This window comes from Paraburkholderia bannensis NBRC 103871, from assembly GCF_000685015.1.
In the GTDB taxonomy this organism is placed as follows: Bacteria; Pseudomonadota; Gammaproteobacteria; order Burkholderiales; family Burkholderiaceae; genus Paraburkholderia; species Paraburkholderia bannensis.
Genome location: NZ_BAYA01000003.1, coordinates 445,531 through 459,571, shown reverse-complemented (window position 1 = coordinate 459,571; position 14,041 = coordinate 445,531). Strand labels below are relative to the sequence as shown.

Below are 14,041 nucleotides of genomic sequence, written 5' to 3'. Positions count from 1 at the left end.
GGTGGCGCTATCGCGAAAAGGCGCTGCGCCAAAACGACGGAGTATACCGGGACGCGCGGCCTCGGGGGCCGCTGCGGCCTGTGGGGCTTTTTCGACTTTTGAGGGTTTGGCGGCTTGTGGGGCTTTGGCGATTTGTGCGATTTGTGCGACCGCCCGCGCGGGCTTGCGACCGGCCGCCATTCAGCGCCGCGCCTTTGACAGCGCCGCGAGACCGAGCGTGATGGCCAGCGCGAAAACGTAAAGACCGCCGGGGCCGAGCAGGCGCATGAACAGCGACGCCAGCGTAGGCCCGGCTGCGCCGCCCAGCGAGAACACCAGCAGCAGCGTGGCGCTGGTCTGCACGCGGCGGCTTTGGTCGACGTGGTCGTTCACGTCCGAGACGATCACGCCATACAGCGTGAAGGTGAGCGCGACATACAGGAACAGCAGCGTATCGACGAGCCAGGGCACGCGCACGACGATCAGCGCCGCCGCAGCGACGGCCGCGACGAGCGAAACCACGCCGAGCGTGGTGCGCCGTCCGAGCCGGTCAGACAGCCTGCCCACGGGCCATTGCGAGAGCAGTGCGCCGATCAGCACAATGCCCATCGCGTGTGAAATATCGCCCGCCGGAAAACCGATGCGCGCGAGATAGACGGGCGTGAGCGCGTAGAAGGCGCTCGACAGCAAACCGGCGCCGATGCACGCAGGCACGCTGCGCGGCGCAACGCGTGCGAGTTCGCGCAGGCCGTCGAGCAGCAGCGTAGGGCGCTTGGGCGTGGCGAGCGGCGAGGCGCGCGCAGCCGCCTCGGTGACGGGCGGCGGCACGCTCTGCTGCCAGTCGCCGACCAGCGCGACAGGAATCAGCGAAATCACATACAGCCCGTTGACGAGCGCGTGTTCGACATTGCTGCCGGGCGCGCCCACGCCCAGCAGGAACTGCCCGGCGCTCACGCCCAGATAGGTCAGCACGAGATAGAGCGCGAACGCGCGCCCGCGCCGCTCGTTCGGCACGGCGCCGTTCACGCCGCTTTCGATCGACGTGAACACGCCGACCATGCTGAAGCCGGTCACGAACCGCAGCACGGCCCAGGCGTTGGGCGAATCGAAGGAGAGATAGCCGAGCGCGGCCAGCGCCGTGAGCGCGCCAAAACCAATGAAGGCGCGCTGCGGCCCGATCCGCCCGACCAGCGGCCCGAGTCCGAGCGCGCCCGCGATGAAGCCAACGTAGTAGCACGACTGCACCAGCCCCACGCCAAGCGCGCCATGCGCGGCCTCAAGCATGCGCAGCGAGATCAGCGTGGTGAGCAGGCTGTTGCCGCAGACGAGAACCGTGTAGCCGCCCAGCAGGCCATAGAGCGCCCGCATGAACGGGCGCTTAGTGCGTCACGGCGCTGCGTCGCTCGACGAAGCGGCGCACGTAATCGTCGGCGGGGCGCTCCAGGATGTCCTCGGGCGTGCCGCACTGGATCAGGCGTCCGTCGCGCAGGATCGCGATCTGGTTGCCGATGCGCAGCGCCTCGTCCAGATCGTGCGTGATGAAGACGATGGTCTTTTGCAGCGTCTTTTGCAGTTCGAGCAACTGGTCTTGCATTTCCGTGCGGATCAGCGGGTCGAGCGCAGAGAACGCTTCGTCCATCAGCAGCACGTCGGTGTTCGCCGCCAGTGCGCGCGCGAGGCCCACGCGCTGGCGCATGCCGCCGGAAAGCTCGTCGGGGTAGTGGTCGCCGTAATTGCCGAGTCCCACCTTGCCGAGCCATTCGCGCGCACTCGCGAGCGCCGCCGCTTTCTTTTCGCCGCGCGTGACGAGCGCGTACGCCGCGTTATTGAGCACCGTCTGGTGCGGCAGCAGGCCGAAGCTCTGGAACACCATGCTCACGCCATAGCGGCGCAGTTCGCGCAGGCCGTTGTCGTTGAGCTTGAGCACGTCCTTGCCGTCGATCAGGATCTCGCCGACGGTCGGCTCGATCAGGCGGTTGAAGTGACGCACGAGCGTCGACTTGCCCGAGCCCGACAGGCCCATGATGACGAAAATCTGGCCCGAGCCGATCGACAGGCTCACGTCGTTCAGGCCCACATTGCAGCGCGTCTTTTCCAGCACTTCGGCCTTGCCCGCGCCGCCGCGCAGCAGTTCCAGCGCGCGCTCGCTCGCGTCGCGCGCGCCAAAGATCTTGTACACGTGTTTGACTTCGATGCCGCTCATGTTCGTTACCTCTTTACGTGTTCGTAGGTACTGCGCTGGAGCGCATTACTTGGCCGGCTGGCCGCTCAGGTCGCTGGCCTTGGACGCGTCGGCGTTGCTGTCGGCCTGGTTGCGCGCACGGCGAAACGGAATGCGCGACGGCTGCTTGCCCTGGCGCGCGAGACCGCGCGTGCGGCGGCCCTGACCGTAGCCCTGGCTGATGCGGTCGATCACGATGGCGAGAATCACGATGGCGATGCCGGCCTGCGTGCCCTTGCCCACGTCGAGCGTCTGGATGCCCGCGAGCACGTCTTCACCGAGGCCGCGCGAGCCGATCATCGACGCGATCACCACCATCGACAGCGCCATCATCGTGGTCTGGTTGATACCGGCCATGATGCTCGGACGCGCGAGCGGCAACTGCACGCCGAACAGTAGTTGCGTGCGCGTCGTGCCGAAGGCGCGCGCCGCTTCGACAATCTCGCCGTCGACGTGACGGATGCCCAGATCGGTCAGACGAATCAGCGGCGGCAGCGCGTACACGACGGTGGCGAGAATCGCGGGCACCTTGCCGAGGCCGAACAGCATCAGCACCGGAATCAGGTACACGAAGCTCGGCAGCGTCTGCATCACGTCGAGCACCGGCAGCAGGATGCGGCGCAGCGTGGCGCTGCCGGCCGCCAGGATGCCGAGCGGCACGCCCAGCGCCACGGAAATGACGGTGGCGACCACCATCAGCGCGAAGGTCTGCATGAGCTTGTCCCACAGCCCGAAGCAGCCGATCAGCCAGAGCAGGCCGACGAACAGCAGCGCCACGCCTACGCGGCGCGAGGCATGCCAGCTCAAGAGGCCCACGAGGGCGAGCACGAGCAGCGGCGGCATGGCGCGCAGCAGGCCTTCGAGCGGCACGAGCACGTCGCGCAGCATCAGTACGCTGAAGTTGTGGAACGCGTCGCCGTATTGCTGCACGAACGCGGTGACCTGATCGTTGACCCAATCGGCGATCGACAGGTGGAGAAAGGGAGATCCCATGGTGAGCCTCATTCAGCGTGTGACATGTGATGCGGTAAGTGCGGATCAGGTCTTCAGACCGGCCTGCACGCGCGCCGCGACATCCGGCGTGACCCATTGCTTCCAGATTTCGGGGTGCTGCTCGAAGAAGCTGCGCGCGACCGTCGAGGCGTCGAGCTTCTTGTCGTGCATCTGCTGCACCAGCTGTTCGTCGAGCGTGAGCGGCAGGCTCAGTTTTTCGAAGAAGGACACGGCGTCCGGCTGGGCGTCGAAGAACGGCGTGGAGACCGCGACCTTCAGGTGCGAGACCTTGAACGCCGACGCGCACGGCGTGCCCTTCGGGTCGGCGATGGTGTTCCAGCAGGCGTCCGAGTAGGGCGCACCCGCGAGCTGCACGAAGTGGTACTTCGCCATCAGGCCGGCCGGTTGCCAGTAGTAAAAGAGGATGGGCTTGCCGCGTTCGTAGGCCGAGGCAATCGCCGCGTCGAGCGCGCCGCCGGTGCCGGGGCGGAAGTTGGTGTAATCGTCGCCGAGCTTGTAGGCCGACAGCAGGCGGTTGTTGAAACGTTCGCAATCCCAGCCTGCCGGGCAGTTATAGAAGCGGCCCTTGCCGGGTTCTTCGTCGTCGCTGAAAAGATCCTTGTATTGCGGCAGTTGCGCGATCGAACGCAGTTGCGGTGCGAGCGGCTTGATGCCGCGTTTGGCGTCGCCGTTGATCACGTAGTCGGGCACGTACCAGCCTTCCTTGTCGCCGCCGGGGATCAGCTCGCCGACCAGCTTCACGTTGCCGTCTTTCAGGCCGCGCGCAATGATCGGGCTGCGGCCTGTCCAGTGTTCGGCCCAGACTTGCAGGTCGTTATTGGTGAGCGCGGTTTCGGTGGCGGCGGTGGCGCCCGGCACGACTTCGGTTTTGCAGCCGTAGCCTTTTTCCAGCACCGTGCGCACCATTTCGGTCATCAGCGCGCCGCTTTCCCAGGTGACCTGGGCGAGCTTCACGGTCTTGCCTGACTGGCACCAGTTGCCTGCGCTATTGCCTGCTGCAAAGCTGCTCGTCGCGGCGCAGGTGAGTGCCAGCGCCGCGGCGAGGCGTACACCTGCTTTCGTGATTCGTTGCATGTCTCCTCCGTTCGTTGTCGGGGTCGCCGTGCGTGCCGCTGTATCAAGCGGCTTTTTGCGGTTTTTCATTTCGGCGCGAACAGAGTCTAACGGCAGCATTTTGGGTTGCGAAAGCCACGAAAAGTCATCGAAGCATTACCTGATCTCATGCCGATGATCCGGCGTCATGCCCCCATGAGATTTCATAGCTTTCAGCGCTGCGTGGCGTGTGCTGGAATTCGTCTCGACGCTCAGCCTGCATCGATAAAAACCGCACGTTGCAGCGCATCAATCAAACACTGGCACCACAGGAGACGGAGTCACTATGAAAGCCCTGGAAGTCTATATCGGCGAAGGTTTTGCAGGACCAGGCGTAAACGCTGCCCACATCAACATCATGATCGGCCCGCGCAACGGCCCCGTCGGTCAGGCGTTCACGAACAGCCTGTCTTCGCCGTCGCAAGGCCACGTGCCGTTCATGGTGGTCGCGCAGCCCAACGTGCCGGTCAAGCCCGCCACGCTCTACGTGAACAAGGCCGACATTCGCGGCGACCTGCACGGCAACGCCACGTGGGGCGCATCGCAGGCGGCCATCGCGAAGGCCGTCACGGAAGCGATGCTCGACGGCACGCTGCCGCCCGAAGCCGAAAACGAATGGTGCATCGTCACCGCGAACTGGGTGAACTGGTCGTGCGATGACCTGGACGCCGTCTACGAGAACAACTACGTCGCCTGCAAGACCGCGATCCGCGCTGCCATGAACGGGCTGCCGAAGCTCGACGACATCGCGAAGATCAAGGATCAGATCAGCAATCCGTTCTATACGCCCAAGGCCAAAGCGGCCTGAGTCGCGACTCCTCTATCAGGTGACTACGATGCAATACGTGCAACTCGGCCGCTCGGGCCTGAAAGTGTCGCGCCTGTGCCTCGGCACGATGAACATGGGCACGCCCGACTGGAAGCCGTGGATCTATAACGAAGAGCAAAGCGAGCCGATCGTGCGCCATGCGCTCGAAGCGGGCGTGAACTTCATCGACCTCGCGGACTTCTATTCGACGGGCGTGGGCGAGGAAGTCGTGGGCCGCATCGTCAAGCGCATCGCGAAGCGCGACGAGCTTGTGCTGACCACCAAGGTGGGCTATCCGATTGGCGGCGGCGTGAACAACCAGGGCCATTCGCGCAAGCACATCATGGACGGCATCGACGGTTCGCTGCGCCGCTTGCAGACCGATTACGTCGACGTTTATATGCTGCATTACTTCGACGTGAATACGCCCGTCGAAGAAACGATGGATGCGCTCAACGACATCGTGCGCTCGGGCAAGGCGCGTTATATCGGCGTCTCGACGATGTTCACGTGGCAGTTCGCGAAGATCCTGCAGGCGTGCGAGCGCTATAACTTCGCACGCCCGATCAACATGCAGCTGCAGCTGAACTGCGCGTATCGCGAGGAGGAGCGCGAAATGGTGCCGTTCTGCCAGGATCAGGGCGTGGGCGTATCGGTGTTCAGCCCGCTTGCTCGCGGCCTCTTGTCCGGCGATGCGAAGTCGGTGCGCAACCAGACCGACTTCTTCACCACGCAGATGTACGACGATCAGGTCTCGCGCGACGTGGCGCTTTCGGTGGCCGATGTGGCGCTGGCGCGCGGCGTGTCGTGCGCACAGATCGCCCAGGCGTGGGTGCTCAATCGTCCTGGCATTACGTCGATGCTCGTGGGCGCGGACACGGTCGCGCAATTCGACAGCGCGCTCGCAGCACTGGAAACGAAGCTCGACGCCGACGAACTCTATGAGCTCGACCGCAACTACACGCCGTGCGATGTCATCAACGACTACGTGACGTCGCGCATTCCGCGCGTGCCGCGCGCGTCGCGCCGCCTGGAGATCGCAGCATGATCGACGGCCTCAAGGAAACGCGCCTGCTGCGCACGTCGAGCTTCATCGACGGGGAATGGGTCGCGGGCGATACCACCTTCACGGTGACCGATCCGGCCACGGGCAAGCCGCTCGCGGAGGTCGCGCGCGCCGGGGCGCGCGAAACGCTGCAAGCCGTGGCGGCCGCCGCGCATGCGTTCCCCGCGTGGCGCGACGCCACGGCGGCGGAGCGCGCCGCGAAGGTGCGCCGCTGGGGCGAGCTGATGCTCGCGCATCGTGAAGACCTCGCACGCATCATGGTCGCGGAGCAGGGCAAGCCGTACGCGGAAGCGCTCGGCGAAGTCGGCTACGCGGCGAGCTTTCTCACCTGGTTCGCGGAAGAAGCGCGCCGTGCTTATGGCGACGTGATTCCCGCGCCGAAGAAGGGCGCGCGCATCGTCGTGACGAAGGAAGCCGTGGGCGTGGTCGGCGCGATCACGCCGTGGAACTTCCCGCTCGCGATGGTGACGCGCAAGGCCGGCCCGGCGCTGGCGGCGGGCTGCACGATGGTGCTCAAGCCGTCCGAGGAAACGCCGTTGAGCGCGTTCGCGCTCGCCGTGCTGGCCGAGGAAGCCGGCATTGAGCGCGGCGTGTTCAACGTCGTGACGGGCGATGCGCCCGCGATCGGCGACACGCTGATGGCGTCGAAGGCCGTGCGCAAGATCTCGTTCACGGGATCGACGCGCGTGGGCAAGCTGCTGATGCGCGCCGCTGCGGACAGCGTGAAAAAGGTTTCGCTTGAACTGGGCGGCAATGCGCCGTTCATCGTGTTCGACGACGCCGACCTCGATGCGGCCGTGGAAGGCGCGATGGCATCGAAGTTCCGCAACACGGGGCAGACCTGCGTGTGCGTGAACCGCTTCTATGTGCAGGCGGGCGTGCATGACGCGTTCGTCGAGAAGCTCACGGCGGCGGTGCGCGCGTTGCGTGTGTCGAGCGGCATGGAAGCGGGCGCGACGCAAGGGCCGCTCATCAATGTGGCGGCGTTGCGCAAGGTGCAGGCGCATGTCAGCGATGCGCGCGAGAAGGGCGGCGAGATCGTGTGCGGCGGCAAGGAGCACGCGTTGGGCGGCACGTTCTACGAGCCGACCATCATCACCGGCGCGCACGGCGGCATGATGCTCGCGCATGAAGAGACCTTCGGCCCGGTCGCGGCGATATTCCGTTTCGATACGGAAGAAGAAGCCATCCAGGCGGCGAACGATACCGAGTTCGGTTTGTCGGCTTACTTCTATGCGCGCGATATTGGTCGCGTGTGGCGCGTCGCGGGTGCGCTGGAAAGCGGCATGGTCGGCATCAACGAAGGGATCATTTCGACCGAGGTCGCGCCTTTTGGCGGCGTGAAGGAATCGGGTCTGGGGCGCGAAGGGTCGAAGTATGGCCTCGACGAGTACCTGGAGACGAAGTACATGATGATGGGCGGGTTGGGCTGAAGCCCGCTGTCAATGGCATCGGGTATTGAGCGTTCTCCACGCTTTGCCCCTCTGGGCGAAAGCCGCTACGTGAAAGCGTAGCGGCTTTTTTTGTGCCTTGAATCTAGCGACTTGCGGCGTGATGTCCGATCAGCCACTGACTGAAATTCTTCACCCGCACCGTCTCCTGCACCTCGGGCCGCACGTCGAGCCAATAGCCCGACGGCCCGTCCACCTCGACCTCGCTCAACTGCACCAGCGTGCCGTTCGCGAGTTCCTGCTCGATCATGTGCCGGTCTGCGACCGCGATGCCAAGCCCTGCCACCGCCGCATGAATCACCTGATCGAGCGTGCTGAATTCCAGCTCGCCGCGCGGGGCCATTTCCACGTCGAGCGCCGCGGCTTCGAGCCACGCTTCCCACACCAGCAGACGCCGGTCGATATCGAGGATATACAGCCACGGATGCTGCGCCAGGATCTCGCGCAACGCCTGCGTGCTGTCCGGCGCTTGCGAAAACTCGCGCGCCGATCCCACCAGCACATGACGCTCGCGCATCAGCAGCGTGCTTTGGCCGCCCGGCAGCGGTTCCATGCCGAAGCGGATCTGGCAGTCCTCGTTGCGCTCGCTGCCGTGCAGCGGCCCGTATTCGTTCGTGATGGAAATGCGCAGGTCGGGATGGAGCGTCTGGAAATCGCGCAGACGCGGCGTGAGCCAGCGCGTCGCGAGCGTCGGCGCGGCGTTCAGGCTCAGGAGACTGTTGGAAGGATCGGCGCGAATCGTATCGAGCGTATGAGCGATGCTGTCGAACGCGGCCTGGAGCGTGGGCAACAGGCGCTTGCCCGCAGCGGTAATCTCCAGCCGGTGGTGATGCCGCATGAACAGCGGCGTGCCCAGGTAGTCTTCGAGCAGGCGGATCTGGCGGCTGATGGCGCCCTGCGTGACGTGCAGGTTCTGCGCCGCCTTGGTGAAGCTGAGGGTACGGCTGGCTTCTTCGAACGAGCGCAGGGCCGAAAGGGAGGGAAGGCGGCGCATGCTGCAACCTCTTGATGCGAAATAGTACGGATCGCTAAATGGAGCGCGGAACGGAAAAACGCCGGCTTTACGCCGGCGTTTTGTCCACCGCAACCGTCAGAAGGAGTGGGTGATACCCACGCGGCTGACGACCTGGTTCTGCGTGCTCGACGGGTTGAAGCCCGTGATCTGGGCGTTTTCTGCGCCGCCTGCTGCGTGCTGGTACGAACCCATCGCGTAGACCGAGGTGCGCTTCGAGATCGAGTACTGCGCGATCAGGTTGACCTGGTGGTACTTGGGCGACGCGTCGGTGGCATGATCCTGGCCCATCGTGAACGTGTAGCCTGCACCCACCGTGAAGGCCGGCGTGAACGCATACGTGCCCGACAGCTCGTAGTTCTGGAAGTGCAGGTCGTGGCTGCCGTTACCCGAGGAGAAGTCCACGTTCGAGTAATTGGCCATCATCTTCAGGCTGCCCAGCACGTACGATGCGCCCGCCGAGAGAATGCCCTGGTAGCGCGCATTGGCCAGCGCGTTGCCGTAGATCGTGTTCACGTAGCCGCCGCCGCTGCCGTAACCGGCCACGGCCGAAATCGGGTCGTTGATGCGCAGGTAGCCCACGCCCGCGCTGAACGAACCCAGCGTGTAGGCCGCTGCCGCGCTATACGAAGCGTTGTTCGAGAACTGTCCGGCCTGGCCGCCGAACGAGTAGTGGCCCTCGAACTGGAAGCCTGCCATCACCGGGCTGATGTACTTGACGGCGTTGTTGACGGGGAACCCGTTGTCCAGGTTGTCCATGTCGTTCGGGTGCGCGAAGTACCAGCCGCCGTAATTGCCGTTGAGCGAGTACGGCTCGATCAGGTCGACCGTGGCGTCCCACTGCTTGCCCAGCGTGACCTGGCCATACTGCTCCGACTTCAGGCCGACATAGGCGTTACGCGAGAACATCAGGCCGCCGCCTGCCGATCCGGTTGCCGCATTGAAGCCGCTTTCGAGGCGGAAGATCGCCGAATAGCCGCCGCCCAGGTCTTCCGAGCCGCGCAGGCCCCAGCGGCTGCCAGCCGGCACGCCGCTTTGCATCTGCACCAGGCGGCCGCCGCTGCCCGGCACGAGGTTGCCGTTCGCGCCGTTGACGACGTTGTTGGCGTAGTCCACGCCGAGGTCGATGATGCCGTACAGCGTGACGCTGCTTTGCGCGTGGGCGCCTGCTGCGGCGAGCGCGAGCGGCAGCGCCGCGAGAAGTTTCTTCTTCACTCCGAGTCTCCTTGTCCGGACGCCGCTTTGCGGCGCCCATTTCTGGTTGGATGCTGACTTAGGTATTTACCTGGTATGGCGAATTAATTTGTGCCGATCCCGTTACGCGCCGAGCGACTGCTGCACCTTCGTCGCGACATCGGCGGGCACCCACGTCTTCCACATTTCCGGATGGGTCTTGAGGAACTTGAGTGCTTCGGCCTGCGCGTCGACCTTATGCTCGGTCATGTCCAGGATGGTCGTGTTCAGGAAGTCGATCGGGAAGTTGACCTTCGCGAAGAACGCCATCACGTCCGGTTCGGCCTGGCAGAAGGGCGTCGAGACACCGATCTTCAGCTGCGAAACCAGGTACGACGATGCGCACGGCTGCGTGCTGTTGGCGTCGCGCAGCGTCTTCCAGCAGGCTTCGTTGAACGGCGGCATCTTCAGCTGAACGAACTTGTACTTCGCCATCAGCGCGGCCGGTTCCCAGTAGTAGGTGAGGATCGGCTTGCCGCGCGCATAGGCCGACGAAATCGCCGCGTCGAGCGCCGCGCCCGTGCCGGGGCGGAAGTTCGTATAGCTGTCGTCGAGCTTGAGCAGCTTCAGGAGACGCGTATTCACGCGCTCGCAGTCCCAGCCCGACGGGCAGTTCAGGAAGCGGCCGCGATCCGGTTCCTCGTCGTCGGTGAAGAGAGCCTTGTATTTGGGCAGGTCGCTCACCGACTGCAGGTCGGGCGCGCTCGGCTTGATGCCGCGCTTCGGGTCGCCGTGGATCACGTAGTCGGGCACGTACCAGCCTTCCTTGGTGCCGCCCGGCAGCGTGTCGCCGACCAGCTTCACCGAGCCTGCCTTCACCGCGCCCGCGATGATTTCCGAGCGGCCCGTCCATTGCTCCGACCACACTTGCAGGTCGTTGCGCGACAGCGCGGTTTCGGTGGCGGCCGTGCTGCCTGGCACCGTGTCGGTCTGGCAGCCGTAACCGTTCTTGACGATGTAGCGCAGCACTTCACCCGTGAAGTTGCCGCTTTCCCAGGTCACGCCCGCGAAGTGAACCGGCTTGCCCTGGCTGCACCAGTTGCCTGCCGCGTGAGCGGGCATCGTGGCGATGGCGAGCGGGGCGGCAAGCAGCGCCGCCCGGATGGCGGCAATCAGCGGTCGAGTCAATTTTTTCACGACAGTCTCCTTCTATTGGAATTGTTTCGGAATGCTTCAGGTTTAGTCCGGTCGTTCGCGTTTATCTCGCTTCGCCGGAGCGGTGCGCTTGCGCGCTGTAATCGTCGGTGCTTAAGGGGGATCAGTCGTACCGGCTGTCGTGCGCGCGCGTGGCGGCCAGCACGGCTTCATCCAGTTCGATGCCGAGGCCCGGCGCGTCGCCCAGGTCGATCCAGCCCTGCGCGTCGGTTTCGATGGCGCGCGTGAGCGGGTAGTCGCGGCGCGCGGGCGTCCATTCGGGCGGGTCATAGGGAAACTCGACGAATGGCGCGTTGCCCGCACCGGCCACGACATGCAGGTTCGCCGCGAGGCCGATACCGTTGCCCCACGTGTGCGGCGTGAAGACCCGGCCGTTGGCCTCGATCTGCGCAGCGAGGCGTCGCGCCCCTTCCATGCCGAGCGAACAGACCACATCGGGCTGGTAGACGTCGAGGCAATCGTGCGCGAGCAGCGCCGCGAATTCGTGCGCTTCGCGCGTCATCTCGCCGCCTGCGATGCGCACTTCGGTCAACTGGCGCAGCCGCGCGTGGCCCGCGTAGTCGCCGCGATGCAGCGGCTCCTCGACCCAGTAAGGCCGATAGCGCTCGATCTGGCGGATCACGGCGAGCGCGTCGTCGACGCGCCACGGCGCCTGGGTGTCCCAGGGCATGCGCCAGCCTTGATTGCAGTCCACCATGATGTCGATGGCGTCGCCCGCGGCTTCGCGCACGGCGGCCAGCGCGGCGACGTCATCGGCGAGACTCGCGCGGCCAAAGCGCACCTTCAGCGCCGGAAAGCCGCGCTCCACCGCGTGCTGCGCCCAGTGCGCCATGCCGTCGAGCGAGCGATGCACGCCCGACGACGCATAGGCCCGCACCCGGCGCGCGCGGCCACCGGCCATCTGCCAGCACGGCTGGCCGAGAATCTTGCCGGCCAGATCCCAGAGCGCGACGTCGAGCGGCCAGAGGCGGCCCGCGTGGAAGCTCAGGTTGTCGAGCACCGCCGAGTGGCGCACGAGATCGAGCGGATCGGCGCCGATAAACAGATCGCGATAATCGTCGAAGCCATACATCGCGTCGCCCGAACCGATGCCCACACGTCCTTCGGTGTCCTCCACACGCACGATGGTCGCGGGGAAGGCGCGGCGCGGCCGGCTGTCCCAGGACGCCGGAAACGGCGGGTCGAGCGGCAGGCGATGCTGGCTGACCGTGATGCGGGCGATGCGATTTGTCATGGCGCGTATGGCGCCGCTCGTCGCGCTTGAAATGCAGCGCTGGGCGGCGATTGTCTCCTTGGCCTCTACAGGCGTTACCGCATCCTAGAGGGTCAATTTGTGGCACTCAATGAAGTCAATTGAAGTAAATGACAGCCTTCAATTCCCCGGATTGGGCGCGATAATGACCCAGCGGTCGCGCGGGAGCGCGGCGCGCTTCGACCCCTCGGGAAAACACCCATGAACGGCTGGATGCCCACGCTGCCTGCATTGCCACGCGGCGAACCCAAATACCGCGCGATCGCCTACGCCTACGCGCAGGCGATCAACGGGGGCCAGATGTTGCCCGGCGAGAAATTGCCCGCGCACCGGCTGCTGGCCCGCAAGCTCAACGTGACGACTGGCACCGTGAGCCGCGCCTATACGGAGCTGGAACGCTGCGGCATGGTGGTGGCGCGCGTGGGCGACGGCACCTATGTGGCCGAGCCGGACGCCGATGGCGGGCGCCTGCCGCAACGCACGCGCCAGGCGCCCGAGCCTGGCGGCGATGCGGCCGGTTTCGCCAGCGCTGCGGCAACGGGCGGCACGCCCACGCCGCCCGCGCCGGGGCGTCCCGTCGATCTCGGCCAGAACGTGCCGATGCCGACCGACGAAGCCCAGTTGCTCACGCAGACGCTGCGCGAACTGGCCGCCGATGAACGCCTCGCGGGCGAATTGCTGCTCTATCAGCCGGAGGGCGGCCGCCGCTCGCATCGCGAAGCGGGCGCGCGCTGGCTCGCGCGCATGGGCTGCACGGTGGCCGCCGAACGCGTGCTCGTCACGCAGGGCGCGCAGCATGGGCTCGCGTGCGTGCTGCGCGCGGTGCTGCGTCCCGGCGACACGATTTTCGCGGAAGCGCTGAGTTACCCCGGCATCGTCGCGCTTGCGCGGCAACTGCGCCTGAACCTGGTCGGCATTGAAATCGACGAGGAGGGCATCGTGCCCGCCGCGCTCGAACGCGCGTGCGGGCTGCTTGCGCCGCGTGCGCTCTTTTGCGTGCCGACGCTGCACAACCCGACCACGGCGACGCTCTCCGAAGCGCGCCGCGCCGCCATCGCCGATATCGCCGTGCGCCACAACCTCGTGGTGATCGAGGATCTCGTGCCCGCCGCGCTGCTCGACGCGCCGCCCACGCCGCTGGCCGCGCGCCTACCCGAGCACGGCATTGTCATCAGCAGCCTGTCGAAGGCGGTCGCGCCCGGCCTTCGCGTGGGTTACGTACAGGCGCCGCAGGATTGGGTCGGCAAGATCCTCGCGGTGATCCGTAGCGATTGCTGGATGACCTCGCCACTGAGCGCGGAAATCGCGGCGCGCTGGATCGTCAACGGCGAGGTCGACCGCCTCGTCGCGCAGCAGCGCGCCTGCGTGGACGTGCGCCAGGCCATTGCCGCCGAGGTGCTGTCGGGCTGGACGTATCGCACCGATCCCGCGAGCCCGCATCTGTGGCTGCCGCTCGCCGAGCCGTGGCGGGCCGCTGAATTCGCGGCGGCGCTGCGCCAGGCGGGCGTGCTCGCGAAGACGGCGGACAGTTTCGTGATCGGGCGCGGGTCTGCGCCGCATGCCGTGCGCCTGAGCCTGGGCGGCGCGCGTTCGCATGAAACCTTGCGCGACGCCCTGGAAGTGCTTGCGCGCACGTTGCGTAATGGGCCGGAGGGGCTTTATTCGGCGTGATTTAATCGTGGTTTGCCGCGCCTGGCCAGGCGTTTGATTCCCTTAACCATCGAGAAGCGAGCAAACCATGAGCAATGCGAAGGAAGC

Annotated in this window: 12 protein-coding genes; 4 read left to right on the top strand and 8 right to left on the bottom strand. The window is 65.8% G+C overall.

Features of this window, described 5'->3' with window-relative positions; genetic code table 11:
* Positions 1–180: 180 nt before the first annotated feature.
* Genes BBA01S_RS40105 through BBA01S_RS05310 form a run of 4 tightly spaced genes read right to left on the bottom strand, consistent with a single transcriptional unit; the run spans position 181 to position 4,288 of the window.
* Entirely contained in the window at positions 181–1,347 is a 1,167-nt protein-coding gene (locus BBA01S_RS40105) for an MFS transporter (RefSeq protein ID WP_042296012.1), read from the bottom strand.
* Between the two features lie 10 nt (positions 1,348–1,357).
* Positions 1,358–2,182 carry a quaternary amine ABC transporter ATP-binding protein gene (locus BBA01S_RS40100; RefSeq protein WP_052391673.1) on the bottom strand — a complete coding sequence of 275 codons (825 nt, stop codon included), beginning with the start codon at positions 2,180–2,182 and terminating at the stop codon, positions 1,358–1,360.
* Positions 2,183–2,227: 45 nt separating this feature from the next.
* Entirely contained in the window at positions 2,228–3,193 is a 966-nt protein-coding gene (locus tag BBA01S_RS40095) for an ABC transporter permease (protein ID WP_042296010.1), read from the bottom strand.
* 45 nt (positions 3,194–3,238) lie between these two features.
* A complete protein-coding gene (locus tag BBA01S_RS05310) occupies positions 3,239–4,288 on the bottom strand; it encodes an ABC transporter substrate-binding protein (RefSeq protein WP_042296008.1) in 1,050 nt (349 codons plus the stop codon).
* 304 nt (positions 4,289–4,592) lie between these two features.
* On the opposite strand from BBA01S_RS05310, the gene fae reads away from it, so the two are divergent.
* Genes fae through BBA01S_RS05295 form a run of 3 tightly spaced genes read left to right on the top strand, consistent with a single transcriptional unit; the run spans position 4,593 to position 7,613 of the window.
* Entirely contained in the window at positions 4,593–5,114 is a 522-nt protein-coding gene (gene fae / locus BBA01S_RS05305; protein ID WP_027815528.1) for a formaldehyde-activating enzyme, read from the top strand.
* 28 nt (positions 5,115–5,142) lie between these two features.
* On the top strand, positions 5,143–6,162 hold the full coding sequence (locus tag BBA01S_RS05300) for an aldo/keto reductase (protein ID WP_027815527.1): 1,020 nt from the start codon (positions 5,143–5,145) through the stop codon (positions 6,160–6,162).
* Positions 6,159–7,613, top strand: coding sequence for an NAD-dependent succinate-semialdehyde dehydrogenase (locus BBA01S_RS05295; RefSeq protein WP_027815526.1), 1,455 nt, complete (start codon positions 6,159–6,161; stop codon positions 7,611–7,613). Before BBA01S_RS05300 ends, BBA01S_RS05295 begins: the two co-directional genes overlap by 4 nt.
* A 103-nt stretch (positions 7,614–7,716) precedes the next feature.
* On the opposite strand, the gene BBA01S_RS05290 is transcribed toward BBA01S_RS05295, so the two are convergent.
* The 4 genes from BBA01S_RS05290 to BBA01S_RS05275 form a co-directional block, all read right to left on the bottom strand.
* On the bottom strand, positions 7,717–8,625 hold the full coding sequence (locus BBA01S_RS05290; RefSeq protein ID WP_027815525.1) for a LysR substrate-binding domain-containing protein: 909 nt from the start codon (positions 8,623–8,625) through the stop codon (positions 7,717–7,719).
* Positions 8,626–8,721: 96 nt separating this feature from the next.
* On the bottom strand, positions 8,722–9,858 hold the full coding sequence (locus tag BBA01S_RS05285) for a porin (protein ID WP_027815524.1): 1,137 nt from the start codon (positions 9,856–9,858) through the stop codon (positions 8,722–8,724).
* Between the two features lie 102 nt (positions 9,859–9,960).
* Positions 9,961–11,013 (bottom strand): ABC transporter substrate-binding protein, encoded by a 1,053-nt coding sequence (locus BBA01S_RS05280; RefSeq protein WP_245641423.1) that lies wholly within the window; start codon positions 11,011–11,013, stop codon positions 9,961–9,963.
* Positions 11,014–11,134: 121 nt separating this feature from the next.
* Positions 11,135–12,265 carry a mandelate racemase/muconate lactonizing enzyme family protein gene (locus BBA01S_RS05275; protein ID WP_042296005.1) on the bottom strand — a complete coding sequence of 377 codons (1,131 nt, stop codon included), beginning with the start codon at positions 12,263–12,265 and terminating at the stop codon, positions 11,135–11,137.
* A gap of 219 nt (positions 12,266–12,484) precedes the next feature.
* On the opposite strand from BBA01S_RS05275, the gene BBA01S_RS05270 reads away from it, so the two are divergent.
* The gene (locus BBA01S_RS05270) at positions 12,485–13,954 is read left to right on the top strand and encodes an aminotransferase-like domain-containing protein (protein WP_027815521.1); all 1,470 of its coding nucleotides are present in this window, start codon (positions 12,485–12,487) and stop codon (positions 13,952–13,954) included.
* Positions 13,955–14,041 lie beyond the last annotated feature (87 nt).

Excerpts from the sequence above, each read along its gene's own strand:
- BBA01S_RS40095 (WP_042296010.1), bottom strand. The coding sequence starts at position 3,193 with ATGGGATCTCCCTTTCTCCACCTGTCGATCGCCGATTGGGTCAACGAT.
- BBA01S_RS40100 (WP_052391673.1), bottom strand. The coding sequence starts at position 2,182 with ATGAGCGGCATCGAAGTCAAACACGTGTACAAGATCTTTGGCGCGCGC.
- BBA01S_RS05270 (WP_027815521.1), top strand. The coding sequence starts at position 12,485 with ATGAACGGCTGGATGCCCACGCTGCCTGCATTGCCACGCGGCGAACCC.
- BBA01S_RS05300 (WP_027815527.1), top strand. The coding sequence starts at position 5,143 with ATGCAATACGTGCAACTCGGCCGCTCGGGCCTGAAAGTGTCGCGCCTG.
- BBA01S_RS05295 (WP_027815526.1), top strand. The coding sequence starts at position 6,159 with ATGATCGACGGCCTCAAGGAAACGCGCCTGCTGCGCACGTCGAGCTTC.
- BBA01S_RS05290 (WP_027815525.1), bottom strand. The coding sequence starts at position 8,625 with ATGCGCCGCCTTCCCTCCCTTTCGGCCCTGCGCTCGTTCGAAGAAGCC.
- fae (WP_027815528.1), top strand. The coding sequence starts at position 4,593 with ATGAAAGCCCTGGAAGTCTATATCGGCGAAGGTTTTGCAGGACCAGGC.
- BBA01S_RS05275 (WP_042296005.1), bottom strand. The coding sequence starts at position 12,265 with ATGACAAATCGCATCGCCCGCATCACGGTCAGCCAGCATCGCCTGCCG.
- BBA01S_RS40105 (WP_042296012.1), bottom strand. The coding sequence starts at position 1,347 with ATGCGGGCGCTCTATGGCCTGCTGGGCGGCTACACGGTTCTCGTCTGC.
- BBA01S_RS05310 (WP_042296008.1), bottom strand. The coding sequence starts at position 4,288 with ATGCAACGAATCACGAAAGCAGGTGTACGCCTCGCCGCGGCGCTGGCA.